Genomic DNA, 26,991 nt, shown 5'->3' on the forward strand with positions numbered 1-26,991 from the left:
ACAATGATTAACAAAAAAGTCCTTGCGATTATCCTTGGAGGAGGACAGGGAACCAGATTATCTCCCTTAACGGAAAGTAGATCAAAACCTGCGGTTTCTATAGCCGGTAAATACCGCTTAGTTGATATTCCTATAACCAATTGTATACATTCCGATATCAAAAGGATGTTTGTTTTAACTCAGTTTAATTCTGCATCATTAAATAGTCATATTAAAAACACCTATATATTCAGTTCTTTTAGCCAAGCTTTTGTAGATGTATTGGCTGCAGAGCAAACACCAGATAATAAAACGTGGTTTCAAGGTACAGCAGATGCAGTAAGGCAATCTATGCATCATTTTTTAAATCATGATTTTGAGTACGCGCTGATTCTATCAGGAGATCAATTATATCAAATGGATTTTAATGAAATGATTTCTGCGCATATCGAAAAGGGTGCTGATATTTCTATTGCTACCTTACCCGTTAACGCTAAGGATGCTACTAGTTTTGGTATATTAAAAACTGATAATGAGAGTTTTATTAGCTCGTTTACAGAAAAGCCAAGTACGGATAAATTGCCTGGTTGGGAATCAGAAGTAAGTGATGAGATGAAAAATGAAGGGCGTGAGTACCTTGCTTCTATGGGGATTTATATATTTAACAGGCAATTATTGGTAGAACTTCTATCAGATCCATCGAGAATCGATTTCGGAAAAGAGATTATTCCACAATCTATAGATACACATAAAGTATTGGCGTATCAATATGAAGGATATTGGACAGATATAGGTACTATTGCTTCCTTTTTTGAAGCTAATATAGAGTTGGCCAATGACATTCCAAAGTTTGATTTATTCGATAATGAGCGTAATATACTTACCAGACCGCGAATTCTACCACCGTCAAAAATATCTGGTACACGCTTAGATAAAGCAATGATTGCTGAAGGATGTCTGATACAAGCAAAAGAAATTGAACAGTCTGTAATCGGAATTCGATCGAGAATTGGTAAAAATACAGTGATTAAAAACACCTATATGATCGGTAGTGATCGATATCAAGATCTGGAAGAATTAGAAACTGATTCCAAAGAAAATAGACCTTTTATTGGTGTGGGTGAAAATTGCAACATCAATAATGCAATTATAGATAAGGACTGTAGAATTGGTAATAACGTGATTGTAAATGGAGGTTCACATTTAAAAGATACCGAAGATGATCGATTTGTTATCAAAGATGGTATAGTAGTATTTAGAAAAGGGACTATCATCCCAGATAATTTCAAAATTTAATAACCTACTAAATAGAAATTCTATTTAGCTAAATATGATATGCACTCATATCATGATTACCTTTTATGAGTAAAGTTATAGTACATAGTTTATTTTCTGAATTTGATATAGATCTTTTTAAACTTGGAAAGCACTTCAGGTTATATGAAAAATTTGGTTCTCATATCATAACGTTGAATGGTGTAAAGGGAACTTATTTTTCTGTATGGGCCCCTTCAGCTAAATCCGTATCTGTCATTGGAGATTTTAATTTTTGGAATGAAAATGAACATCAACTCAATGTTCGTTGGGATGCCTCAGGAATTTGGGAAGGTTTTATTCCAGAAGTTGGAAAAGGAAATATTTATAAATATAAAATTCATTCTCATCATAATGGTGTGATTACCGAGAAGGCAGACCCTTATGCACGTAGATATGAGCATCCTCCTAAAACAGCATCAGTAGTTTGGGAAGATTCATATGACTGGAAAGATTCTGAATGGATGAAAAAACGGAAAAAGAACAATGCAATCGATGCTCCTTTTTCTGTTTATGAGGTTCATTTAGGTTCTTGGAAAAGAAAAATAGAAGAAGATAGATCCTTGTCATACTACGAATTGGCGGATGAATTAGTTGCCTACGTGAAAAAAATGAATTTTACTCATGTAGAGTTAATGCCTATCATGGAGTATCCTTATGATCCGTCTTGGGGATATCAGCTTACAGGTTATTTTGCTCCAACATCTAGATTTGGATATCCTGAAGAGTTCAAACTATTAGTAGATAAACTACATCAAAATGACATTGGGATCCTATTAGATTGGGTACCATCACATTTTCCAGAAGATGGTCACGGTTTAGGTTTTTTCGACGGATCTTGTTTATATGAACATCCTGACAGAAGAAAAGGATATCATCCAGATTGGAAAAGTCTGATATTTAATTACGGACGAAATGAAGTAAAAAGCTTTTTGATAAGTAATGCTATATTTTGGTTAGATCAATATCATGCAGATGGATTACGTGTAGATGCAGTGGCTTCTATGTTATTTCTTGATTATTCCAGAGAAGATGGAGAATGGGAGCCAAATATATTTGGTGGAAGAGAAAACCTAGAGGCGATTGATTTCATGAAAGAATTAAATCAAGAGGTTTATAGAAGTTTTCCAGATGTACAAACCATAGCAGAAGAATCTACCTCATTTCCAATGGTATCCAAACCAACTTTTGTGGGTGGGCTAGGATTTGGCATGAAATGGATGATGGGTTGGATGCATGATACATTGTTGTATATGGGTAAAGAGCCAATTCATAGAAGACATCATCAGAATGATCTAACCTTTAGTATGACCTATGCCTTTACCGAAAATTTCTTGCTTCCATTATCACATGATGAAGTTGTATATGGAAAAAGGAGCATTATTGGTAGAATGCCTGGTGACGAATGGCAAAAATTTGCAAACCTAAGGCTCCTATATAGCTATATGTTTACGCATCCCGGAACCAATTTGCTATTTATGGGGGCAGAATTTGGACAGCATGACGAATGGAATTTTCAGGGTAGTTTAGACTGGCACTTATTACAATATGATTATCATTCTGGTGTTCAAAACCTTATTACCGATCTAAATAAATTATATAAAGAAAATCCAGCGTTATATGAAAAACAGTTTGATGCGGATGGTTTTGAGTGGATTAGCTATGATGATCATGAAAATTCTGTAATTACCTATGTTAGAAAAGGCCATAATGATAAAGAGGCATTAGTTATAGCCTGTAATTTTACTCCAGTTCCTAGAAAAGATTATCGTATTGGTATATCTATGAAAGGTACTTTAAAGCAAATTTTTAATAGCGACGATACCAAATATGGAGGAACAGGAAATTTTAAAGCGTCAAAAATAAAAATAGAATCAAAAGACTGGCATTACCGAGATTATTCTGCGGAAATTACAATTCCACCTTTAGGAGCTGTAGTATATAAATTTGATAACTAGAATAGATGTTTGAGTTTCAATATTAAACAATTGTTAACAGAATATTGTTTCAAACGTTTTCGTAAAATATTCTTGATAAATACTCGATAAAACAATTTAATTATTGCGATAGATATTGTTTTTTTACAATACTAATACAGCAAAGAAACCAACTAAGCTATGATTACTAATACCGAATTAGAAATAAAAGGAAATCTATTTCCAGGAAAGATTGTCTCTTTTTCTCAAAATGTAGATAAGATAAATTTTACAACCGAAAATGGAGTAATTCTACAAGTTACGATTTTACGCGGTAGTGTTATTCGTTTCAGATATGCTACGGATAATAATTTTGAGAAAGATTTTTCTTATGCTATCAGTGAAAAAGGTGTTAGAGGCTATAGTGAATTGGCTGTAGAAGAATTAGACGATTCTTATAATATTGTTACCAAAAAGGTAATTATCAAAATTGCTAAATCAAATATTCAGGTTACCATAAGCGATAGAGAAGGTAATGTGATTTGCAAAGACGATTGGGGTTTTCACTGGGAGCAAAGCTATGAGTATGGAGGTAATATTGTGAAGATGAGTAAATCCGCTCCTCAAGGTGAATGTTACTATGGTTTAGGAGATAAACCAATGCATCTAAATTTAAAAGGGAAGCGAATAGAAAATTGGGCTACAGATCAGTATGCATTTGGTAAGGATCAAGATCCGTTATATAAAAGTGTTCCTTTTTATATAGGAATGTATGAAGATAGAGCGTATGGAATATTTTTCGATAATTCATTTAAAACTTTCTTCGATTTCTGTAACGAACGTCGTAATGTAACGAGTTTTTGGGCACATGGAGGAGAAATGAATTATTATTTCTTCTATGGTCCAAACATGCAGGATGTAATAACACGATATACAGATCTAACTGGTAAACCAGAATTACCACCTTTATGGGCTTTGGGATATCACCAGTGTAAATGGAGTTATTACCCCGAAAGTAAAGTAAAAGAGATTACTAATAAATTTAGAGAACTCAGAATCCCTTGTGATGCTATCTATCTGGATATCGATTACATGGATGGATTCAGATGTTTTACCTGGAATAAAGAATATTTTCCCGATCCAAAACGCATGGTAGATGAATTAGCGGAAGATGGATACAAAACTATTGTTATAATTGATCCAGGGATTAAAATAGATGATCAATATTGGGTATATCAGGAGGCTATGGAAAATGATTATTTCTGTAAACGTGCCGATGGCCCTTACATGAGAGGGAAAGTTTGGCCAGGAGAATGTTATTTTCCAGATTTTACCAACCCAGAAGTAAGAGAATGGTGGGCAGGTCTCTTTAAAGAATTAATTGATGAAATAGGAATTAAAGGAGTTTGGAATGACATGAATGAACCTGCTGTTATGGAGGTTCCAGGAAAGACATTCCCCGATGATGTTCGTCATTTTTATGATGGTAATCCATGTAGCCATAGAAAAGCTCATAACATTTATGGTACTCAGATGGCCAGAGCTACTTATGAAGGAATTAAACGTTTTGCATACCCAAAAAGGCCTTTCGTTATTACGAGATCAGCATATTCAGGAGCTCAACGATACACTTCATCATGGACTGGTGATAATGTAGCTACTTGGGAACATCTTTGGATTGCTAATATCCAAGCACAACGTATGAGCATGAGTGGTATGTCTTTTACAGGTAGTGATATCGGTGGTTTTGCAGAACATCCTACCGGAGAGCTGTATGCTCGCTGGATACAACTTGGAGTTTTTCATCCTTTTTGTAGAACACATTCCTCTGGTGACCATGGTAATCAGGAACCTTGGACATTTGGAGAAGAAGTGATTGATGTTACTAGAAAATATGTAGAATTAAGATATCAATTACTACCGTATTTATATACAATGTTCTGGGAATACGCTGAAGAAGGAATTCCAATGTTGAAATCCTTGGTGCTTTATGATCAAACGGATCCACAAACACATTATAGAACGGATGAATTTGTTTTTGGAAATCAAATTTTAGTATGCCCAGTACAAGAACCAAATGCCAAAGGAAGAAGGCTGTATATTCCGCGAGGAAACTGGTATAACTATTGGACGCGTGAATATGTAAAAGGAGGAATGGAACAATGGGTAGATGCTGATTTAGATACAATTCCTTTGTTTGTAAAAGAAGGAGCAATTATTCCGAAATATCCAATTCAACAATATGTTGGAGAAAAGAAAATAGAAGAATTAAAACTAGAAGTATATTTTAAGCTAGGAAATAAAGAGGTTTCTAAGGTATATGAAGACGCACAAGATGGGTATGATTATACCAAAGGAAGATATAGTTTACGAAGTTTTTCTTTTACTGGTAAAGAGAATGAAATCATTATTCAGCAACATAAGAATGGAACGTATGTTACAGAATATGAAAATATGAATATAGAATTCATCGCGTTACCTTTTACTATAGGAAAAATCGAAATAGATAATGTAGAAGTATCTCTAAGTGATCTTAAGTTTAATAAGAACTCTATTGTTGTTCCTAAAGACTTTACAGAACTTCATATTATTGCGGAATAAGTAGTTTATCGGAATTTATAGTCTTATATAGAGTTTTGTGTATAATTAGATAGCTTTTTATTCTAATGGGTGTATTGAATTTTGTAATTTTATATTACAAAAATTATATCTATCCTTACTTATTATGAAAAAAAGAAAAGTAATAGTTGCATTAGGATCTATAGCTCTTTTCCTTTCGTGTGCAACGAATCCATTTACTGGTAAACAAACGTTAGCTTTGGTACCTAACTCCCAGATTTTGCCTGCAGCTTTTGCTCAGTATAATCAGGTATTAGGAGAAAGTAAAGTGGTAAATGGTACTTCAGATTCAGAAATGATCAAACGTGTAGGGCAAAAAATTGCTACTGCTGCGGAGAGATGGCTTAATGCTAATGGACATCAGGGATATTTAAAGGATTATAAATGGGAGTATGCTCTTATTGAAGATGATGCTGTGAATGCATGGGCAATGCCAGGAGGTAAAATAGCATTTTATACAGGAATTTTACCAATTGCAAAAACCGAAACAGGAGTTGCAGCTATTATGGGGCATGAAGTAGTACATGCAATTGCTAATCACGGGCAACAACGTATGAGTGCAGGTCAATTACAGCAAATAGCTGCTGTAGGGACTGCTGTGGCTGTAAGTGGTCAGAATGAACAAACCCAACAAATTGTAGGTCAAGCCTTTGGTTTGGGAAGCCAATTCGGAGTAATGCTTCCGTTTAGTAGAAGTCATGAAACAGAAGCTGATAAAATCGGATTAACTTTAATGGCAATAGCAGGATATAATCCTGACGAAGCTGCAGAATTATGGAAGCGTATGAAAGCTAATAGTGGTGGACAAGCACCACCAGAGTTTATGAGTACACATCCATCTAACGATACAAGAATTGCTAATCTTACAGCTTGGGCTCCTGCTGCAAAGGCCGAAGCTAGAAAATTTGGGGTTACCAGTTTTAAATAATTGTAAAATATCCTTTCTTAAAAAGATAATAACTATTTTAGAAGCTGTTCTGGACAAACCAGAGCAGCTTTTTTAATTTTCGCACATGGGAAATAGTTTACCAAAAGGACATAAAAAATTACTAAATGCCTGGGCTTTTTATGATTGGGCAAATTCTGTATACAACTTAACAATTTCATCTGCAGTATTTCCAATTTTTTGGGGAGCACTTACAATCGTACGTGATAATGATGATAATATCATTAGTGATACTGTTACTTTTTTGGGTGTAGACTTTAATAATGATTCACTTATTAGTTATGTAACAGCGTTAGCATTTCTAATTGTATCATTTATAAGTCCTTTTCTTTCTGGTATTGCTGACTATGTAGGGAATAAAAAGAATTTTTTAAAGTTCTTTTGTTATTTAGGGGCACTTTCTTGTATTGGATTATATTGGTTCTCCCTAGAGAATTTATTTTTTGGTTTATTGTGCTATCTATTAGCATTAATAGGTTTTTGGGGAAGTATTGTTTTTTATAACTCATATTTGCCAGATATAGCGTTCCCAGAACAACAGGATGCTATAAGTGCTAAAGGATATTCTTTAGGGTATATAGGAAGTGTTATTCTCCTAATAATTAACCTGATCATGATATTAAAATATGATTGGTTTGGTTTTGAAAATGAAGGATTACCTACAAGGTTATCCTTTTTAATGGTTGGAGTATGGTGGATAGGGTTTAGTCAGTATACGTACTACTATCTCCCAAAAGGAAACAAAAAGGATAAGTTGTCAAAAGATATATTATTTAATGGTTTTAAAGAACTAAAATCTATTTGGCGAGCACTAAAAGATAACATAAAACTTAAACGCTATTTATTTGCATTTTTTGTTTATAGCATGGCTGTTCAGACGATAATGTTAATAGCTACCTATTTCGGAATAGAAGAATTGGATTGGGGAGAGCAAGATGCAACAACAGGACTTATTATTAGTATCCTTCTAATTCAGTTGGTAGCAATTGCAGGGGCTTTTCTTACTTCTAAAGCTTCTGGTAAATACGGGAATATAAAAACATTAATTGTTATAAATATTATATGGATCATCATATGTGTATACGCGTATACGATCACTACGCCTGGTCAATTCTATGTAGCTGCTGCAATAGTAGGATTAATAATGGGTGGAATACAAGCGTTATCAAGATCTACATATTCTAAATTATTACCAGAAAATGCAGTAGATACTGCTTCTTATTTTAGTTTTTATGATGTTTCCGAAAAAATTGGAATTGTTATAGGAATGTTTTCTTATGGACTTGTGGCACAAGTAACCGGGAGTGTACGATATTCAATTCTATTTTTTATTATATTCTTTGTTATTGGAGTATTTCTTTTATTCAGAGTCCCTCGAAATGAGAAATAATAGTTAGCATACGAACTAAACATTCTTTCATTTGAGGACGTATCAATTTATAAGCTAAGTTACATTTGCAGTATTCTTATTACAGACACTTAACAAATATTTTAAGTTGTTTTTAAAAATGTCTTAAGAAAAAATATTAACCTATTTATATCGTTATTTAACTAAATAACAATACTAATATTAGTTCATCTAGGATTCGGGATTTTTATCGAATAATATCAAATTTTCATGTTTTAAAATGATCAAAATATCTGAGGTGTTATGATATTTGAATTTATGTAACCAATAAACCAAACTTTAAGTAAATATAAAATTGATGAAGAAAATAATTTTAATTCTCACGGTTGTACTTCTGGCTTCATGTTCTGCAAGCCAGAAAACGATAATTGCTGCCAAAAAAACATTAAAAGGAGAATGGTCACTTGATAAGATATCATATGATCGTTCTGGAGTTTTTGAGGTTACGCTATACAATGATGCTTCTGCAGAATGTTTAACAGGTGGAATTTGGAAGTTTATCCCAAATAATAATACTGGGATGTATACTGTAAATGAAAATCAATGTACATCTACAGGGGCGAGAAATTTCAGGTTTACAATTCCAGAACCTTCAGAAAATGGTGAATATAGTTTTTTATTCAAGCCAATTGATGAAAAGAAAAAAAGCACAAACAATAACAAAGGCTATCGAATGACGCTTAAGCATTTGGATGCCACTACCATGACTTGGACACAGACAGTAAGTCTAGAAGGAAAACCATTTGTTATTACAATGGACTTTAATAAAATACAATAACTCAAATCATAAAGCAATGATAAAAGCAAATTTAAAATTAACTGCAATTGCATTAACCACGCTTATTATTTTAAGTAGTTGTGATGCTGTGCAAAATGCAAATAACACCCAGAAAGGTGCCGTTATCGGGACAACTACTGGAGCAGTACTCGGTGGAGTAATAGGTAATAATGTTGGTAATAAGGAGAACTCCGTTCTAGGAGCTATTATTGGTGGTGTTGTTGGAGGTGTAGCCGGTGGAGTAATCGGAAAGCAGATGGATAAACAAGCTCAGAAAATAGAAGAAGAAATTCCAGGAGCAGAAGTTACTAGAGTAGGAGAAGGTATTGATATTATATTTGATGAAACTAGTGGAGTTTATTTTGATACTAATAAATCAGATATCAATACAAAATCTAAGGAGAACCTAAATAAATTAATAGGTATTTTTAAAGAATATCCGGATACAAACATTATTGTAGATGGACATACAGATAGTTCTGGTGATGATGCTTATAATTTAGAATTATCTAAAAAGCGTGCCTATGCGGTAACAAACTACCTAATTTCTCAGGGAATTAGTAAAACAAGGTTAACAACCTATTATCATGGAGAAACCTTACCTAAATATGATAACTCAACGGCCGAAGGAAGAGCGAAGAATAGAAGAGTAGAATTTGGAGTAATGGCCAATGACAAAATGATTGAAGACGCTAAACAGAAAGTAGACTAGTACTTTTTACACTAGATAAAGAGAATCCCTAACAAGTATTTGTTAGGGATTTTTCTTTATAAACCTTTTCTTACACTGTATTCCGTGATGTAATTTTCACCATATATGATGTAGTTTAAAGAGTATTATAAGAGGATATTTGTAGGGTATTTTATTCACATAAACTCTTTAAACCTTTACTTTGAAAACACTTCGTTTTATACTATTTGCAATACTACTATCAAGCTGTGGTTCTACAACTAAATTTATAAGAACTACTAAGATTTCGATGAATGGTGTATGGATCTTAAAAACTATCAATTATGAAACAGATAGCAAGGGAACTTATGAAATAAGTATTCTTGATAACATTCCTTTATCCTGTCTCGAAGATACTAACTGGGAGTTTATAGCTAATAATCATACAGGTAGCTATTCCTTATCGGGATCGACTTGTCTTAAAAAAGGAGTTTTCAATTTTATTTGGTCCATTCCAAATGAATTACAAGGATATACGCATAGTATTTTACTAAAACCTGTAGATAGTAAAATGAAAAGTACTATAAACAATAAAGGGTATCGAATGCAATTATACGAGCTTGACGGAACTAATATGGTTTGGACGTATGATATGATTGTAGATGGTCAGAAATTTACTGTAAAGCTCAATTTTCAGAAGCTATAGAATTAATTATTACCAACAAATATAAAACTCACATAATGAAATCACAGATGATCAAACACACAAAAAAAATCAGCTTTCTATTTTTATTTATTTTAGTTTTTGGAAGTTGTAAAACTATGAAAAACTCTGAAATAGGAGGATTAATTGGTGCTGCTGGTGGAGCAGTGATTGGAGGAGTAATCGGTAACCAAGTCGATGATACTGAGCTAGGAGCTGTAATAGGAGGTATGGTCGGAGCTACCGTAGGAGGTATTATTGGAAATCAAATGGATCAACAAGCTAAAAAAATTGAAGAAGAAATGCCTAGTGTAGTGGTACAACGAGTAGAAGAGGATATTAATATCGTGTTTGACGAAGAAAGTGGTGTTTACTTCGAAACAAATAAGCATGATTTGAATACATCATCCAAGGAAACAATCCATAAATTAGCTAGCATCTTAAAAGAATATCCATATTCTAATATCTTAATAGAAGGACATACGGATAACGTAGGTAAAGAAGAATCTAATTTTGTGTTATCAAAACATCGAGCACATTCGGTAAAAGAATACTTAGTAGAACAAGGGATTGATGAACAACGATTTACAGTAAGATACTATGGTGAATCTCAACCCAAATATGATAACACTACAGTAGAAGGTAAATCAAAAAACAGAAGAGTAGAAGTAACAATTTCACCTAATGAAGAGCTACGTAGACAAGCTGTTGCTCAAATAAAAGAGTAACATATTGTAATCTAGAATAATAAATCCCGACTGATAGTTCGGGATTTTTTTATGCTCAAAATTTGTGTATCTTCAATCAATGATTCATAATTCACACATAGTAATTATAGGAGGCGGTTTGGCTGGATTAACGAGCGCTATTCACTTAGCTAAGATGCAAATACCCGTTACTTTAATTGAGAAAGAAACCTATCCTAAGCACAAAGTATGTGGAGAATACATTTCTAATGAAGTCGTTCCGTATTTGGATTTTTTAGGTATTAAATTGAAAGATCTAGATATAGTTGGCATTTCACAGTTACAGATATCTACCAAAAACGGGAAATTGATTAAAAGTAAATTGCCTTTAGGAGGTTTTGGAGTAAGTAGATATCGTTTGGATCATCATTTATGGATAACTGCTAAAAAATTAGGAGTTCAACTTATAAATGATCAGGTAATAAATGTAGATTTTCAAAGAGACACATTTCTTGTTCATACTTCTAATAATGGAATATTCTATACGGATTATGTAATAGGAGCTTATGGAAAACGATCAATATTAGATAAAAATTTACATCGTGATTTCAGTCAAAGAAAATCTCCATGGTTGGCAGTAAAAGCACATTATGGTTCAAAATTTGATTCAGATACTGTAGCGTTACATAATTTTGAAGGTGGTTATTGTGGTTTGTCGGTAGTGGAAAATAATGCTGTGAATGCCTGCTATTTAGTGAATTATGAAAGTTTTAAAAAGTATAAAGACATAGTGAGTTTTGAAAAAAATATTCTTTATAAGAATCCCTATTTGAAGGACTTTTTTGAAAATTCTGAAATGCTCTTTAGAAAACATATAACAATAAGTCAAATTAATTTTGATCCCAAAAAGCCTTTAGAACAAGGTGTCTTTATGATTGGAGATGCTGCTGGGTTGATTCATCCATTGTGCGGTAACGGAATGGCTATGGCAATCCAAAGTGCAAAGATTTTATGTGACTTGTTTGTAGCAAATAATGTCTCTAAACAGTATAGCAGACAAGAGATGGAACTAATGTATGCCAAAGAATGGAATAAAGCATTTTCTAAAAGATTGTATGCTGGAAGAGTACTACAAAAGGTATTATTGCATAACGGATTTCAGCAAATAGCTCAAAAAGTAGCTAAAACCATTCCTGCTATAGTACCAGAAATTATCAAACAAACACATGGAAAACCATTGGTATGCTCATAGATCTTACATATAGAAGTAATGAACCAGAGCTTATGGATAATCCAGAAGTTAATGAAAAAGATCTTTCTGTAGCTTTGGAGGATATCGCTAAAGTAAATAAAATGTTAGGTGGTAATGCTATCACTATAGATGCAGTATTAGAGATTATTAAAAAGAAGAATATACCATCAAAGGAGTATGTTATAATGGATCTTGGTTGTGGTGATGGAGAAATGTTAAGGAAGTTGGCTAACATCTTAAAAAAGAATGATATAAATGCCAGATTAATTGGTGTGGATAATCATGATAAATGTCTATTACAAGCAAGAAATTTAAGTGGTTCTAATACAGATATTAAATATTACAAAGAAGATATATTAACCTTGAATAAAGGAGAATTTTCTTGCGATATTATTATTTGCACACTGACATTACATCATTTTACAGATAAGGATATTAAGAAAGTAATTAGTAAAGGACTGGAGTTAGCCTCTGAAGCAGTTATTATTAATGATATCCATAGAACTCGGTTGTCTTATTATTTATTTAAGCTATTTAGTTTTTTCTTTATAAAAGGATATATAGCAAAAAATGATGGTTTGGTATCAATAAAAAGAGGTTTTAAAAGAAGGGAATTACTTCGTTTTGCCAAGGATCTTGGTTTAAAACAGCATCGATTAGATTGGAAATGGGCCTTTCGATACCGATGGATTATTAATCAGTAAAAAAGGGAATATTGAACGTAAAAATAACATCAGTCGCTAAGCAATTACCAGCGTATGTTAGAGAAACGAAAGAGATTTTACCATATGTGTCTCAATGGTTAACAGGACAGGAAGATAGATTTAAGCGTAAAGTGCTTAAGATTTTCGAAAATGCCGCTGTTGATAAACGATATGGAATTATGAGTATTGAAGAAGTCTTTACTGCTACCTCATTCGAAGAAAAGAATGATATCTATATCCGAGAAATAAAGAAACTAGGGGAGTCTGCTCTTAAAAAAGCGTTAGATAAGGCAAGTTGGGATCCTACTTCCTTAGATTACATTATCACAGTGAGTTGTACAGGTATTATGATACCTTCTCTAGATGCATATTTAATAAATACATTAAATCTGAGGCAAGATATTGTTAGGTTGCCTGTTACAGAAATGGGATGTGCAGCTGGAGTTTCTGGTATTATCTATGCGAGAAACTTTTTAAAAGCTAATCCTAATAAAAGAGCTGCAGTAATCGCTGTAGAATCACCAACAGCAACCTTTCAACATACTGATTTTAGTATGGTAAATATCGTAAGTTCTGCTATTTTTGGTGATGGAGCAGCATGTGTGTTACTTTCTTCAGAAGAAGATGCCGAAGGACCAAATATTATCGCAGATGAAATGTATCATTTTTATGACGCGACCTCTATGATGGGTTTTAAATTGACTAATCATGGTTTACAAATGGTATTAGACAAGGAAGTTCCAGAGAAGATAGCAACCCACTTTCCAGATATTATACATCCTTTTCTTAAGAAATATGATAAGTCAATTGAAGAGGTTGATCATTTAATTTTTCATCCAGGAGGCAAAAAGATCGTCCAAACGGTAGAAACCCTTTTCGGGGATTTAGGCAAAAACATCGATGATACCAAAGAAGTACTAAAACAGTATGGAAATATGAGTAGTGCTACAGTATTATATGTTTTAGAACGATTTATGGATAGAAAACCTGCGTCTGGAGAAACAGGTCTTATGCTAAGCTTTGGCCCTGGTTTTTCTGCGCAAAGAGTATTATTGGAATGGTAATAAGATCATGATTGTATATAATTAGAAACGTAAAGAAATTTAAAATGAAAAATGTCTGTTTATATATTTTATTCATCACCTTTACAGCATCAGCCTGTTCTGGTGATGATGTTCGCTCAAATATAGATGATCCAACTCCAGAACCTCAAAATGCTGATGTAACTAATGTAACTGTAACAGGAGAGGCGGGTAGTTATACATTTAGCGTAGAAATTATAAGTCCAGATCTAGGGTGTAACCAATATGCAGATTGGTGGGAAGTGATTTCAGAAGATGGAACATTAGTATATAGAAGGATTTTGGCCCATAGTCACGTAAATGAACAACCATTTACTAGATCCGGAGGACCTGTAGCAATAACACCGGATCAAATAGTATATGTTCGAGCTCATATGAATAATAACGGATATGGTACTATAGTTTATAAGGGTAGCATAGCTAATGGCTTTACTCAGGATACATTAGATGCGTCTTTTGCAAATCAATTAGCATCAGAAGAACCATTGCCTAATAACTGTGCATTTTAAAACTATATCTTTTGACTGCAGAACAAATCATAGAAAAACTACCGTATCAATCTCCATTTTTATTTGTGGATGAGCTTAGTAAAGTACACGAAGATGGAATAGAAGGGTACTATACATTAAAAAAAGATGAATATTTCTATAAAGGACACTTTAAGGAGTATCCTGTAACACCAGGAGTAATCCTTACCGAAATTATGGCTCAGATAGGAGTTGTTTGTTTGGGAATATATCTATTTAAAGAAACTATTTCTGAAGACGCAATGGGAGTTGCTATGAGTAGTAATACTATTGACTTTTATAAACCAGTACTTCCGGGTGAAAAGGTATTTGTGGTTTCTAAAAAGGATTATTTTAGATTTAACAAATTAAAATGTACGGTACAAATGTTTAATGCCGAGAATAAACTTGTGGCAAAAGGAAGTATCTCTGGAATGATGAAACCAGTTTCTTTATGAAGAAAAGAGTTGTAATTACAGGTTTAGGTGTAGTTTCACCAAATGGAACGAACGTTTCAGAATTTAATAGGTCTTTAAAGAATGGTGTTTCTGGAATACGACATATAGACAACCTAAAGGAACTAAATTTTTCATGTCAAATTGCTGGAAAACCATTGTGTAAAAAGGATTACTTAAATAATTACTTTAACTCTATACAATTAAGAGGATTGAATGCTTCAGGATTGGAATATGGAGTAATAGCGGGTATAGATGCTTGGAAAAATGCCGGTTTATCTCTAAATGACAAAGAAGATGATCCAATTTGGGATGCAGGTGTAATTTTTGGAACCGGTATTTTAGGTGTTGATAAATTTAGAGATGCGATTTATAAAGTAGATGAAGGTAAAGTACGACGATTAGGGAGTACGACAGTCATACAAACTATGGCCAGTGGTATTAGTGCTTTTTTAGGTGGTATGATCGGTTGTGGAAACATTACTACGACTAATTCTTCTGCTTGTAGTACGGGAACGGAAGCTATTTTAATGGCGTATGAACGAATTATATCTGGAAAAGCGGAAATTATATTAGCAGGAAGCACCAGTGATAGTGGTCCTTATGTTTGGGGAGGCTTTGATGCGATGAGAATTCTGCCTCATAAATACAATGAGAATCCTACAGAAGCATCTAGACCTATGAGTGCCTCAGCAAGTGGCTTTGTGCCAGGAAGTGGAGCAGGAGCGTTAGTAGTAGAGAGTTTGGAAAGCGCACAAAATAGAGGAGCTACCATTTATGCAGAAATTCTTGGAGGACATATCAATAGTGGTGGACAGCGAAATGGAGGCAGTATGACTGCTCCAAACAGCAAAGCAGTACAGCAGTGTATTCAACAGGCAGTCATCAATGCTAATATTCATGCAGATGATATTGACTTGATTAATGGTCATCTTACAGCTACCACTAAAGATGCTACCGAAATTATGAATTGGTGTGAAGCATTAAATAGAAGAGAGAAGGACTTTCCGTTTATCAATTCTTTAAAAAGTTTGGTAGGACATTGTCTTGCTGCTTCAGGGAGTATTGAAAGTGTGGCTACTGTACTTCAAGTATATGAAGACTTTGTTTTTGGAAATATAAATTGCGAAGATTTACATCCAGAAATCGAGGTTTTAGTAGATCCTACAAGAATTCCTACTAAAACGGTATCAAAACCAATGAATATTGCAGCAAAAGCCAGTTTTGGATTTGGTGATGTAAATGCTTGTATTATCTTTAAAAAATATTCATAATAAAACCATTCATGACAAAAGAAGAATTATTATCTAAGTTAAAAACCATTATCGAACCCTATGTTCAGAATGAAGATGGGTTAGCAAATCTTTCTGAAGAAACTAATTTTATTGAAGATTTAGAGATTAATTCCGCTAATCTTGTAGATGTTATTTTGGATGTGGAAGATGAGTTTAATATCGAAATTGATAATGATGGTATGGATAAGATGCTTACGGTAAAAGCCTCTATAGAGGTAATTCAGGATAAATTAGCAGCTAAATGATAGGAAATGATATTGTTGATCTTGCCTTAGCCGCGACCCAAAGTAATTGGAGAAGAAAAGGTTGGTTGCAAAAGATTTTTACAATATCAGAACAAGATAGAATCTGGGATGCTCTTGATCCCGATTTAGCGGTATGGGAATTATGGAGTATGAAAGAAGCTACATATAAAGCGTATCAAAGACAATTTTTAAAGGCTCCTATCTATAATCCTTGGGATTTTGAATGTTCTGAAACTTCAGTGATTATTAAGGGAATGCAATATAAAACCAAAACAACGATAACATCAGAATATATTCATTCCGTTGCCTTTATACATCCAAAAGTTATAAATGCAAAAGTATTTACCAACGAATCGCTAACGTACAAAAAACACCTTTTAGATTATATTTCAAAAACCAAGGGGTTGAATTCCGAAAAAATTACAATCAAAAAAAATGATTTTAGAATTCCTTTGATATACATTAATAATTTGCAATCTGATATAAAAGTTTCCTTTTCCAGTCACGGTTTGTTTTCTTCATATGCCGTGGATTTATGAAATAAAATGATCTTTGTTTTTATATTTTTGGAAAAAATAATTCATTAATCAAAATATATACTCACTTTATGTTATTCTATAAAAGAACCTTTGTTTTTATATTGATAAGTCTAGCGTTATTATCTTGCTCAAAGTCTAATAGCGAAATAGCCTCTACACAATCGGACACTTCAGATTTTACGATTGATTACGAAAAATTCACCTTGGATAATGGTCTTGAAGTTATTCTCCATGAAGATCATAGTGATCCTATTATAGCTGTAGCAACAATGATGCATGTAGGTTCTAATAGAGAAAAATTAGGAAAAACTGGTTTTGCACACTTTTTTGAACATATGTCTTTTAATGATTCCGAAAATACTCCGGTTGGTGCGAACAGGAAATTGATTCCTGAATGGGGAGGACAAAGAAATGGTGGAACTTGGACAGATGGAACTGTTTATTACGAAGTAGTTCCGAAAGATGCATTCGAAAAAATCTTATGGATTGATTCTGATCGGTATGGATATATGATAAATACTGTAACAGAAGCGGCATTGGAAAGAGAAAAACAAGTAGTTAAAAATGAAAAGCGCGAACGTGTAGATAATGCTCCTTATGGTTACACAGACGAAGTTATAAGAAAAAATTTATATCCAAAGGGACATCCATATAGTTGGACTGTTATAGGTTCTTTACCTGATTTACAATCTGCGACTTTAGAAGATGTAAAAGAGTTTTATCACAAATATTATGGAGCGAATAACGGTTCTTTAGTGATCGCAGGAGATATAGACATTGAGGATACTAAAAAATTAGTTAAAAAATGGTTTGGAGAAATAAAAAGAGGGCCTGATGTTACACCTTTAGAACCAATGCCAGTTACTTTGCAGAGGAGTAAATCATTATATTTTGAAGATAATTTCGCTAAATTACCTGAACTAAGAATGGTATTTCCAACTGTACAAGATTATCATAAAGACGTTTACGCATTAAATATTCTTGGACAATTACTTACGGGAAGCAAAAAATCTCCTTTTTATAAAGTTCTAGTTGAAGAGAAGAAATTAGCTCCTAATGCCTCAGGATACCAACGATCTTATGAATTAGCTGGTGAATTCACTTTTAGAGTCCGAGCGAATGCTGGCAAGGATTTGGATAGTGTAAAAAAAGCTATAGATGAAAGTTTAGCTAGGTTTGAGAAAAATGGTTTTGAAGACAATGAATTAAAAAGAATTAAGGCTGAAGTTGAAACTGGATTGTATCAAGGAGTAAGTACTGTTTTAAATAAGGCATTTCAATTAGTTCAAGACAATGAGTTTAATGGTGATCCTGGATATATAAGTAAAACAGTAAAGTTAACAAATGCTGTAACTAGAGAAGATGTAATGAGAGTATATAATACTTACATAAAAAATAAAAATTATGTAATGACCAGTTTTATTCCAAAGGATCAATTAGAGTTGTCTGTTTCTGATTCAGAAAAGGCAACTGTTTGGATTGAAGAGGTAAAAAATGATGTAGCGAATGAAGAAGTTGGACAAGGTGAGGAGGCTGTTTATGAAAAAACCCCATCTACCTATGATCGTAGTGAACCTGATTTTGGAGAATTACCATTATTCAAATCTCCAATAGTTTGGACCAGTGAAATGGATAATGGAATTGAAGTATTCGGAATAGAAAATAACGAACTCCCTCTGGTTAATTTTGATCTTACTATCGCAGGAGGGCATTTATTAGATCCATTAGATAAAGCAGGGATTTCTAGTTTGATGGCGAGTTTGATGATGGAAGGTACTGCAACTAGAACACCAGCTCAACTGGAAGAAGCTATTGGTCTTTTGGGAGCATCAATCTATATGCATAGTAATGATGAAGAAATCATAATTACAGGATCATGTTTAGCCAAAAATTTTAAAGAGACATTATCTCTTGTTGAAGAAATAATTTTAGAACCTCGTTGGGATGAAAAGGAATTTGACCGTTTAAAACAAGCCTTAAAAACTAATTTAAAAGGCCAAGAAGCTAATCCAAGATCGATAGCTTATTTTAATTTTGATAAGCTAATATATGGAGATAAACATATTTTTGGAATACCTAACTCTGGCACTTTAGAGACTGTTGAAAATATATCCTTAGATGATGTAAAACAGCACTACAATAAATTGTCATCGAAAAATGCTATTTTTCATGTAGTAGGAGATGTTAATAAAAAAGATGTTGGAATAGCTTTATCATCTTTGGATTCTAAATGGAATACTGAAGAAGTAGAAATTCCGAGTTTTCAAGTTTCACCAAATAAAAAAGAAGATCAATTATATTTCATTGATATTCCTAATTCAAAACAATCTGTTATTTTGATTGGTAATTTGGTTTTATCTGGTTTAAGCGAAGAGTTCAATAACTTAGAATATGCAAATGAAATTTTAGGAGGAGGTTCAAGTGGGAAATTGTTTCAAACTTTACGGATTGAGAAAGGATATACATATGGAGCATATTCATTTATTAGGTCATCAAAAGATATTAGTCCATTTATTGTTTCAACTAGTGTTAGGTCTAACGCTACGCTTCCATCTTTGAAAATAATCCAAGAAATGATAGTTAATTATGGGGAAAACTTTGATGATAATGCCTCAGAAATTACAAAAACAAAAATTTTGAAAAGTAACACTAGAGCTTTCGAAGGATTAAATGATAAACTGGGTATTTTAAGAGAAATGAGTAAATATGATAAAGATCCATCTTTTATAGAGAATAATCAAAAAGAATTAGTTGATATGTCTACCGAAGACTTTAAATCAATTATATCAAAGTATATTTCAGAAAGTGAAATGATTTATTTAGTTGTAGGAGATAAGGCAACTCAATTTGATGAGATTAAAAAACTAGGTAAAAATGTTATAGAATTAGATATTTACGGAAACAAATTATAAGGCAGTCCACTGCCTTTTTATTGAAGAAATATTTAAAAGGGCTCTTCTTATGATTGAGCCTTTTTCCATGGAAGTGATGAGATCCATGCAGATTTAATATAACAAAATCTACAAAGGGTATAAAACCCCCGTTAAAAACCGTATTTATACCCTTATTTTTTTGGTGATTTGTTCTTAACTTCGCGTCAGGGAAAATTAAAGTAAAAATTAAGTAACATGATGAACTCATTATTGCAAAAAAGGAATACAAAACGTGAAGAAAAAATAAAAATCACACGTTTAACAGAAATGAATATCGTTAATAACGAATTTCTAAAATCTTCAGAAAGATTAGCGAAAGCTCACACAATACATATATAGAAAAAATAGCATCACTTTTAGATGCTATCTAGTTTTATATTAATTTAAAATAGGGAAATCGAATACTATGTTTAGTTTATTCTTTTCCCTTTCATCATGGATATTAACTCCAAAATCACTAGTGTAAATTGTAGTTTTACCTAAAAGGTTTTTAGTAATATCCAGATCAAAGTTGATGATTACTTCTTTAGTAATACCTTTAATGGTAAGGTCACCTATTACCTTATAATTATTATTACCAAAGTGCACTACTTCCTTGCTTTCAAAAGCAATTTTTGGGTATTTCTTTTTGTAAAAGAACTTTTCCCACATCAAATGCCCATCTCTTAAGAAATTACCAGTTTCTAGAGTGTTTACCAATGCAGTACCTTTAAAATAGGCGTTATCCGTATCTTGTGGATTAAATGAAATTTTAAAATCTAATCCTCCAATAGATCCACTTGTCTCTTCTGAAACAAAATCAAAAGTAATTTTTGTATTCTTTTTATCAAATTCAAGTTTGATAACATCATTAATTAAGGCATCTTCATGTCCAGTATATCCATCAGAACGATTGGTAATATCACCAGGAGGTGGTGTGAATTGACCATAAATCAATGAAATAGAGAGGCTTAAAAAAAAGATAGAACAGAAAAAGGTTTTCATAGTAATATTTTAGTTTTCAAGATATAAATAAACAATAATCATTCCAACTGCTTTAACAATGCAACGATTAAAATTGTTTAATAATTTGGGGAATAATTATAATTTGATGTTAAGGTTTTTTAATTATTCTTCAAAATCCTATAACTTTAGATAAGAAATTAAGTATCAATCAGGTAATCATACCAAAATTATCATGCATATGGAGAATCAAAAGAAAAAAAGATCCTGGTCAAAGAGAAAATTTGCGGATTTTCAGAACAAGTATCGTAGATCATCAAATTTTGGATACGGATCAAAAAGAGATCAATTTGCAATAGCAGGTAATGGAGAGCTTTCTGTTCCTGAAAAGAAGGAGTCACGCGATAAAAATCAATAAGATTAAGAAGTGACTACTTTGTCTTTAGAAGAAGTTTTAAGGTATATAAGAATACCTATCGAAATGCCAGCGCAAATCAAAAATCCCAAAAACAGCGGTAATGCTGTGTCTTCAATATATCTACCTATAAAAGTACTTATAGGTACTGCCATTATTGTGCTTATAAACCCCGTAATCGCAGCACCAATTCCGGCAATGTGACCCACAGGTTCCATGGCTAATGCTCTAAGATTTCCAAACAAAAACCCTATTGAGAAAAATTGTAATCCAAAAAAGATCAGTAAGATGACTACGTTTGGATTTGTATTTCCATGATATAAAAGAATATAGAGTAACGATATCCCAAAAAATGCAAATAAAGAAATAGAAACTAATCGCTCCATTCCGTATTTAAGTACTAAAGTACCATTCAAAAAAGTGGCGGTACCAATAGAGATCGCTAATAATGCGAAGATATATGGGAATTCATTCTTTAGATTGTATTGCTGTTCAAAGATCTGTTGGGAACTACTTAGATATACTAAAAAAGACCCTACAATAAGTCCAGATATAAAAGTATATCCCATAGTGTTTTTGTATTTCACCAATTCTCTAGTTCCATCTATAAATATATAAGGAGTAAATTTTATTCGTTTAGAAACCATCAGTGTTTCCTTTTGTCTTTTCCAAAACCAAAAAGAAACTAATACACTAAAAACAAGCTGTATGTAAAAGATAGCTTTCCAATCATAATGATCAAGAATCCCTTTTCCTATAGCTGGTGCTACAATTGGAACAAGAATAAAGACTACGGTAATAAATGACATAATACGAGCCATGTAATCTCCGCTATATGTATCTCTAATCATTGCTATTGCGATAGTTCTAGGTGCAGAAAGTCCAACACCTTGCAATATTCTACCTATTACCATCATAGTTAAACTAGTAGCACTTATACAGATAAAACTAGCAATGATAAATAGCAGGAACCCCATAAAAACCACAGGTTTTCTTCCAATAGCATCCGAAATTGGACCGAAAATCAAAGGACCAATACCTAGTCCAAGAAATATCATTGTGATAAGCAATTGGTTATCTGCTAATTCTGTGGTGCCAATATCAATTCCAATAATATCCAAAGCAGGAAGCAAAGCATCTATGGCCAAAGCTACAATAGACATCAATGATGCCATGAGTACAATAAATTCTAACTGTTGGAGGTTTTTAAATTGCATTCGGCAAAAATAGCTCATTTCATAAGCTCATCAATAGACTTCTCCTTGATTTAACTAATATTTATTGTGCCATGAAAAGTATAAGTATCTTGATTTTTTATTTATTGTATATTTAGAATGATGAAATTGTTCAATGCACAACGGAAAAATCTTATGAAGGGCAAAGGAATACGGAAATACTTGCTGTACGCAATAGGTGAGATTATTTTGGTAGTTATTGGTATTTTAATTGCAGTAAGTATTAACAATGCTAATGAGGTTAGAAAAACAAAAAATCATTTAAAAAATGTTTTTGTAACCTATCAGGAAGATTTAAAACTCGATACGCTTAAAGTACATAATGCTTTGCAGTTATTGGATACGAGAAAAGCGATGTTCGATCAATTTCTAAGTGATACGGTAACGATCGATATGTATAAAGATACTCCTAGAGCTATGGGATTGGTTTTGAGTTATAACCCTTTCGAATTGCAACAAAAAGGTATTCGATTATTAGAAAAATTTGAGAGTAGTAGTACGGAGACGGATAGCTTGGTTATACAGATTTTGGCACATCATAATACTTTTGATGTTTTATTAAAAGAAACTCACAAAAGAATAGGGGAAGATGTAACTGATAATATGGATTTTCTAAAGTATAATCACCCTTGGATTGGAGATTTGTTGTTTGGTAGATTGGAAAATCCAAAAATGTATGAGTATTTTATTAGTGATACATATCATGCGCGATTAGCGATACATTATATGTTGGTATATGGAAATCTGAGACCGTTATTGGATCAACATTTAACGAGTTCTAGAGATATTTTAGGCAAAATTGAAAACCGAATAGATGGTTAAGATCTGTTAAATGACATTATTTTTGGTTCAAATTTTGTAATTTACATTAGGAAATTTGAAGTAACTAAAAGATAGTCAAATGAATAGGTTGGTAAAAATTGCAGGATTCTTATTAGTCACAGGAGGAGTCCTTCTCAGTTGTAATAGCACGAAAAGTATAGTAGCTCCTACTGCTCAAAGTGAAGCATTAGAAGCGTTAATAGCTAAAAAATCATTTACTATAGAATCAGAGTGGATGTATCCTTTGGCAACTACGAGTCTAAATACGATTGCTAATAGTGGTTTAATACCTCCTGGAAGTACTGTAAATGGAATAAGTCTTATTGGTAACCCTAATTTTGTAAAGATATACGGTGATAGTATATCCATGAATTTACCATTTTATGGTGAGCGTCAATTACCAGGACAATATACACGTAATGAAGGTGGAATCGAATTCGAAGGCATTCCTGATAAATATGAAGTGATTAAAGACGAGAAAAAACAAAGACATCTTATCAAATTTACGGTAAAAAATAATAGAGAATCCTATCGAGTTACGATGACGATGTTTCCCAATTGGACTACAAGTATCAATATTAATAGTAGCCACCGTACTTCAATCCGATATAGAGGTGTGGTATCAGAAAATGACAAAGAAAAAAGTTTGGTCGTAAATTAAGGTAGATTACAAGCTAGCTTCTAATTCTTCAATATCTTCAATATAAGTTTGATAAAACTCTTCTACGTAAGGTCTTCGGCTGTTAGATCCTTGTGCTAATAATTCTTTAGAAGTTGCTAATAACTCCCGAATTGTTGTTTTAGGATGTTTTAATTTCACTAAAGCTTTAGCCTTCCAATAGAATAAATCTGCATTTTTATTCATTTGTATACCTAAGTCAAATTTTTCTAATGCCTTCTGGAAATCACCGGTTTGAAAATAGGTAATTCCATAATACATAAAAGCTCTGCTTTCTATATAATTAATGTCTTTAGCTTCATGATCAAAAAACTTCTTAAAATATTCTTGTGCCTTAGCGTGTTCTTTTTTCATCATATAAGCAACACCACGCATAAAGTCAATGTTCTCTGATTGAGGATAATCTACAAAATTGGGAGTAAGTGCATCTAACTCATCAAAATCCTTAATCGCATTATCATAATCCCGATAAAAATACAAATACAAATATCCTCTATATCCTTGCCAGCTCTTAGGATCTAATTCCACCGCTTTTGCGTATTTCTTCATGGTTTCCGTATTAATCCCTCTTTTTACTCTAGGAGCACCCATTTCTCGATGCGGATCCGAAAAATTAGGATCTAAAGCGATCGCTTCCTGAATTAAAAAATGTTCCTCTGGAGAACCTTGATAATATTGACCATGCAATCCTTCAATGAATTGTCTGGCGTATTTTTGAGAAGTTGTTTTATCAAATTCTTTCTTATATAAAGTGTGGTCGTTTGTGCATGAGCCAAATAACAATACCCCAAAACAACAACTAAGGTAAAATATCTTCAATCTTTCCATTTTTTAGTATAAAAGTTATGTAGAAATATGAGTCTACAGGCTGATTTCGGATAATACAAGGTTTCCACTTTTCTACTGAAGAAAGAATCTTGTATAAATGAGTTTTGGTCTCCACATCAAACTCTTTTTCATTGTAATCAAAATCTGCTTCATTGGTGACATACTTTCCTGCTTCTCCTTTACAATTAATAACAAATCGGTAGGTTAAATATCCTGATTCATTTTTAAGTTTCGTCGTGTCTAATTGTTTAGTAACGAGCCTTTTTAAGTTTCCTTTACCACCGATAAATCCAGCTCGATCATTCCTACCATTATAATAATCGAAAATTGACTTATGGTCGGAGCATAAATTAAAATCTAAGTTTTTATCTACAGTGTCATCAAAATCAATATATCCTACTCGTTTGATATCATGATCTGATAGTTCTTCGAATGCGTCTGGTGATATTTGTTCTACCAATACACGTTCTAATCGATTTTTTTCTGTAGTTAGGGTAGAAGAGTAGAGGCCTAAATCCTGAACATAAATATTTCGATAATGAAAATGCATTGTATCCTTTGGTTTAGTACCAAAAACAAGGGTATTGGCTATGTTTTGTTCTACAATTTTAGCAGGTTTAGAAGCTATGGTAGTATCTTTTATAAATTTAGTGGTTTGATGAACAGTAATATAATTCTCGCTTTTGGTTTTTAATTTGGCGTTATAAGTAGCAGTTTCTTTTCCAAAAGTTAAAAAATAGTTTTCAGAAGTATTCTCATACGCTGCTACTAAGGTATCTCTCGAATAATATCGTTCATGACTCAGCTCCTTAAGTTTATCATTTAGTATACTAAATTCACGGATGGATGAAGTCGTAAAAGCTGGATTATAGTTTATTTGCTCATAAACACTATCATTTATCTTCTTAACGACAGAATAATCTAAAGTAGTTTTTACTGTTTGATTATCCTTCGGGTAGTTGTGAATATAATATTTATTAATGATCCCTTGATTAGAAGCTCCCTTGGGTATAAAAAAACGCTCATAAGATTCAGTAGATGTGTTACAAGCGTAACAAAAAACTGAAACCATTAAGAGTAATAATACTTTGTTCTTCATAAAGTGAGTTGGATTATAAAAGCTGTATGTTTTAAGAATACAAAATTAAAAACACCCCTAGCATGATACCAAATAATGGAACCAGTTTTTTACGTTTATTTTTTTCCTTAAAAACGAGTCCTCCGATGACAACGGCGATCAGTATTTGACTTCGTTTAATAGCAGATAATAGCATGATAAGTGCTTCTGGATCTTGTAAAGCTTTGAAATAAAAATAATCTGCTGCCTGTAGTAACACTCCAACTGCTACAATAGTCCATCTCCAGGTAAATTGTTTCCTTTTTTCGGCATTACCAAACCAAGTAAATGATAAGATCACTAATAAAATCAACACAGTATAAAAACAAAACCAGAATTGCAAGGTCTGTGGAGTTAGTGCAAGTTGTTGTATTAAAAACTTATCATATAATCCGCTAGAAGCTCCTAAAAAGGTAGCACCAATGATGGCAAAAATCCATTTGTTTTTTTTGAAGTTGATACCTTCTTTTTTACCGATTTTTGAATATAGAATTACCGAAAAGATGATAAGAAAGAAACCAATCCATTGCAAAAAGTTAGGTTTTTCCTGATAAATTAAGATGGCTCCTATAAATGTAAAAAATGGACCTGCAGAACGTATCGGTGTTACGATGGTAATCGGTAGATGTTTTAATGCCTGATAGGCCAGTACCCAAGATGCAGCCATAATCATGGACTTTATAAAAATAAAACCGTGGGTGCTTGCAGGGATTTGATCAATATAAAACCCAATTTCTTTAGTGTATTCGGGATAGTATACAGATCCTATAAAAAAGGGAAGTAATGCCAGAAAACCAGATCCTATAGTTCCCAAAAGTACTGGAAATACTTCATTTCCTTGTACAGCATGTTTTTTACATAAATTATGTAATCCTAAAAAAAGTGCGGCCAAAAGCCCTAAATACATCCACATGGCGCGAATA

26 protein-coding genes are annotated in these 26,991 nt (G+C 32.8%); 21 read left to right on the forward strand and 5 right to left on the reverse strand.

Annotated elements, in window-relative coordinates:
• Window positions 1-3 precede the first annotated feature (3 nt).
• The 18 genes from Q1A73_RS02855 (at window position 4) to Q1A73_RS02940 (ending at window position 20,009) form a co-directional block, all read left to right on the forward strand.
• Window positions 4-1,275 carry a glucose-1-phosphate adenylyltransferase gene (locus Q1A73_RS02855; RefSeq protein WP_299601319.1) on the forward strand — a complete coding sequence of 424 codons (1,272 nt, stop codon included), beginning with the start codon at window positions 4-6 and terminating at the stop codon, window positions 1,273-1,275.
• Between the two features lie 65 nt (window positions 1,276-1,340).
• Window positions 1,341-3,251, forward strand: a complete 1,911-nt coding sequence (glgB, locus tag Q1A73_RS02860) for a 1,4-alpha-glucan branching protein GlgB (RefSeq protein ID WP_299601321.1) — start codon at window positions 1,341-1,343, stop codon at window positions 3,249-3,251.
• A 159-nt stretch (window positions 3,252-3,410) separates the two neighbouring features.
• Complete coding sequence (locus Q1A73_RS02865) at window positions 3,411-5,810, forward strand: glycoside hydrolase family 31 protein (protein WP_299601323.1); 2,400 nt, start codon at window positions 3,411-3,413, stop codon at window positions 5,808-5,810.
• Window positions 5,811-5,934: 124 nt separating this feature from the next.
• Window positions 5,935-6,756 carry a M48 family metallopeptidase gene (locus tag Q1A73_RS02870; protein ID WP_299601325.1) on the forward strand — a complete coding sequence of 274 codons (822 nt, stop codon included), beginning with the start codon at window positions 5,935-5,937 and terminating at the stop codon, window positions 6,754-6,756.
• Window positions 6,757-6,841: 85 nt separating this feature from the next.
• Window positions 6,842-8,164, forward strand: a complete 1,323-nt coding sequence (locus tag Q1A73_RS02875; RefSeq protein WP_299601328.1) for an MFS transporter — start codon at window positions 6,842-6,844, stop codon at window positions 8,162-8,164.
• Window positions 8,165-8,480: 316 nt separating this feature from the next.
• A complete protein-coding gene (locus tag Q1A73_RS02880) occupies window positions 8,481-8,960 on the forward strand; it encodes a lipocalin family protein (protein WP_299601330.1) in 480 nt (159 codons plus the stop codon).
• Between the two features lie 16 nt (window positions 8,961-8,976).
• Complete coding sequence (locus Q1A73_RS02885; RefSeq protein WP_299601332.1) at window positions 8,977-9,672, forward strand: OmpA family protein; 696 nt, start codon at window positions 8,977-8,979, stop codon at window positions 9,670-9,672.
• 181 nt (window positions 9,673-9,853) lie between these two features.
• The gene (locus Q1A73_RS02890) at window positions 9,854-10,336 is read left to right on the forward strand and encodes a lipocalin family protein (protein ID WP_299601333.1); all 483 of its coding nucleotides are present in this window, start codon (window positions 9,854-9,856) and stop codon (window positions 10,334-10,336) included.
• 116 nt (window positions 10,337-10,452) lie between these two features.
• Complete coding sequence (locus Q1A73_RS02895) at window positions 10,453-11,061, forward strand: OmpA family protein (RefSeq protein ID WP_299601336.1); 609 nt, start codon at window positions 10,453-10,455, stop codon at window positions 11,059-11,061.
• Between the two features lie 79 nt (window positions 11,062-11,140).
• Entirely contained in the window at window positions 11,141-12,271 is a 1,131-nt protein-coding gene (locus tag Q1A73_RS02900; protein WP_299601338.1) for an NAD(P)/FAD-dependent oxidoreductase, read from the forward strand.
• On the forward strand, window positions 12,262-12,975 hold the full coding sequence (locus tag Q1A73_RS02905; protein WP_299601340.1) for a methyltransferase domain-containing protein: 714 nt from the start codon (window positions 12,262-12,264) through the stop codon (window positions 12,973-12,975). Before Q1A73_RS02900 ends, Q1A73_RS02905 begins: the two co-directional genes overlap by 10 nt.
• Before the next feature lie 11 nt (window positions 12,976-12,986).
• Window positions 12,987-14,039 carry a type III polyketide synthase gene (locus tag Q1A73_RS02910; protein WP_299601342.1) on the forward strand — a complete coding sequence of 351 codons (1,053 nt, stop codon included), beginning with the start codon at window positions 12,987-12,989 and terminating at the stop codon, window positions 14,037-14,039.
• Window positions 14,040-14,083: 44 nt separating this feature from the next.
• Entirely contained in the window at window positions 14,084-14,566 is a 483-nt protein-coding gene (locus Q1A73_RS02915) for a hypothetical protein (RefSeq protein ID WP_299601344.1), read from the forward strand.
• An 11-nt stretch (window positions 14,567-14,577) separates the two neighbouring features.
• Window positions 14,578-15,021 (forward strand): 3-hydroxyacyl-ACP dehydratase FabZ family protein, encoded by a 444-nt coding sequence (locus tag Q1A73_RS02920; RefSeq protein WP_299601346.1) that lies wholly within the window; start codon window positions 14,578-14,580, stop codon window positions 15,019-15,021.
• Complete coding sequence (locus Q1A73_RS02925) at window positions 15,018-16,292, forward strand: beta-ketoacyl-[acyl-carrier-protein] synthase family protein (protein WP_299601349.1); 1,275 nt, start codon at window positions 15,018-15,020, stop codon at window positions 16,290-16,292. Before Q1A73_RS02920 ends, Q1A73_RS02925 begins: the two co-directional genes overlap by 4 nt.
• Window positions 16,293-16,303: 11 nt before the next feature.
• Entirely contained in the window at window positions 16,304-16,558 is a 255-nt protein-coding gene (locus tag Q1A73_RS02930; RefSeq protein ID WP_299601352.1) for a phosphopantetheine-binding protein, read from the forward strand.
• Window positions 16,555-17,097: a 4'-phosphopantetheinyl transferase superfamily protein gene (locus Q1A73_RS02935; protein WP_299601354.1), complete on the forward strand. Its 543-nt coding sequence runs from the start codon at window positions 16,555-16,557 to the stop codon at window positions 17,095-17,097. Before Q1A73_RS02930 ends, Q1A73_RS02935 begins: the two co-directional genes overlap by 4 nt.
• 68 nt (window positions 17,098-17,165) lie before the next feature.
• On the forward strand, window positions 17,166-20,009 hold the full coding sequence (locus Q1A73_RS02940; RefSeq protein ID WP_299601356.1) for a pitrilysin family protein: 2,844 nt from the start codon (window positions 17,166-17,168) through the stop codon (window positions 20,007-20,009).
• A 399-nt stretch (window positions 20,010-20,408) separates the two neighbouring features.
• Here the strand turns inward: Q1A73_RS02940 and Q1A73_RS02945 are convergent, their stop codons facing one another.
• Window positions 20,409-21,014: a YceI family protein gene (locus Q1A73_RS02945; protein WP_299601357.1), complete on the reverse strand. Its 606-nt coding sequence runs from the start codon at window positions 21,012-21,014 to the stop codon at window positions 20,409-20,411.
• A gap of 199 nt (window positions 21,015-21,213) precedes the next feature.
• Here Q1A73_RS02945 and Q1A73_RS02950 point away from each other — a divergent pair, with 199 nt between their 5' ends.
• Window positions 21,214-21,390: a hypothetical protein gene (locus Q1A73_RS02950; protein ID WP_299601359.1), complete on the forward strand. Its 177-nt coding sequence runs from the start codon at window positions 21,214-21,216 to the stop codon at window positions 21,388-21,390.
• Window positions 21,391-21,392: 2 nt separating this feature from the next.
• Here the strand turns inward: Q1A73_RS02950 and Q1A73_RS02955 are convergent, their stop codons facing one another.
• Entirely contained in the window at window positions 21,393-22,604 is a 1,212-nt protein-coding gene (locus Q1A73_RS02955) for a multidrug effflux MFS transporter (protein ID WP_299601361.1), read from the reverse strand.
• Window positions 22,605-22,757: 153 nt separating this feature from the next.
• On the opposite strand from Q1A73_RS02955, the gene Q1A73_RS02960 reads away from it, so the two are divergent.
• Window positions 22,758-23,444 carry a DUF6090 family protein gene (locus tag Q1A73_RS02960; RefSeq protein ID WP_299601363.1) on the forward strand — a complete coding sequence of 229 codons (687 nt, stop codon included), beginning with the start codon at window positions 22,758-22,760 and terminating at the stop codon, window positions 23,442-23,444.
• Between the two features lie 79 nt (window positions 23,445-23,523).
• Entirely contained in the window at window positions 23,524-24,105 is a 582-nt protein-coding gene (locus tag Q1A73_RS02965) for a DUF4251 domain-containing protein (protein WP_299601365.1), read from the forward strand.
• A 6-nt stretch (window positions 24,106-24,111) separates the two neighbouring features.
• Here the strand turns inward: Q1A73_RS02965 and Q1A73_RS02970 are convergent, their stop codons facing one another.
• From Q1A73_RS02970 to Q1A73_RS02980, 3 genes are read right to left on the reverse strand one after another with little or no spacing between them, the layout of a single operon-like run.
• Window positions 24,112-24,942, reverse strand: a complete 831-nt coding sequence (locus Q1A73_RS02970; RefSeq protein ID WP_299601368.1) for a hypothetical protein — start codon at window positions 24,940-24,942, stop codon at window positions 24,112-24,114.
• Window positions 24,923-26,050, reverse strand: coding sequence for a hypothetical protein (locus Q1A73_RS02975; protein WP_299601370.1), 1,128 nt, complete (start codon window positions 26,048-26,050; stop codon window positions 24,923-24,925). Before Q1A73_RS02975 ends, Q1A73_RS02970 begins: the two co-directional genes overlap by 20 nt.
• A 31-nt stretch (window positions 26,051-26,081) precedes the next feature.
• A complete protein-coding gene (locus tag Q1A73_RS02980) occupies window positions 26,082-26,981 on the reverse strand; it encodes a DMT family transporter (RefSeq protein ID WP_299601372.1) in 900 nt (299 codons plus the stop codon).
• Window positions 26,982-26,991: the final 10 nt, after the last annotated feature.

Source organism: uncultured Aquimarina sp., from assembly GCF_947492115.1.
In the GTDB taxonomy this organism is placed as follows: Bacteria; Bacteroidota; Bacteroidia; order Flavobacteriales; family Flavobacteriaceae; genus Aquimarina.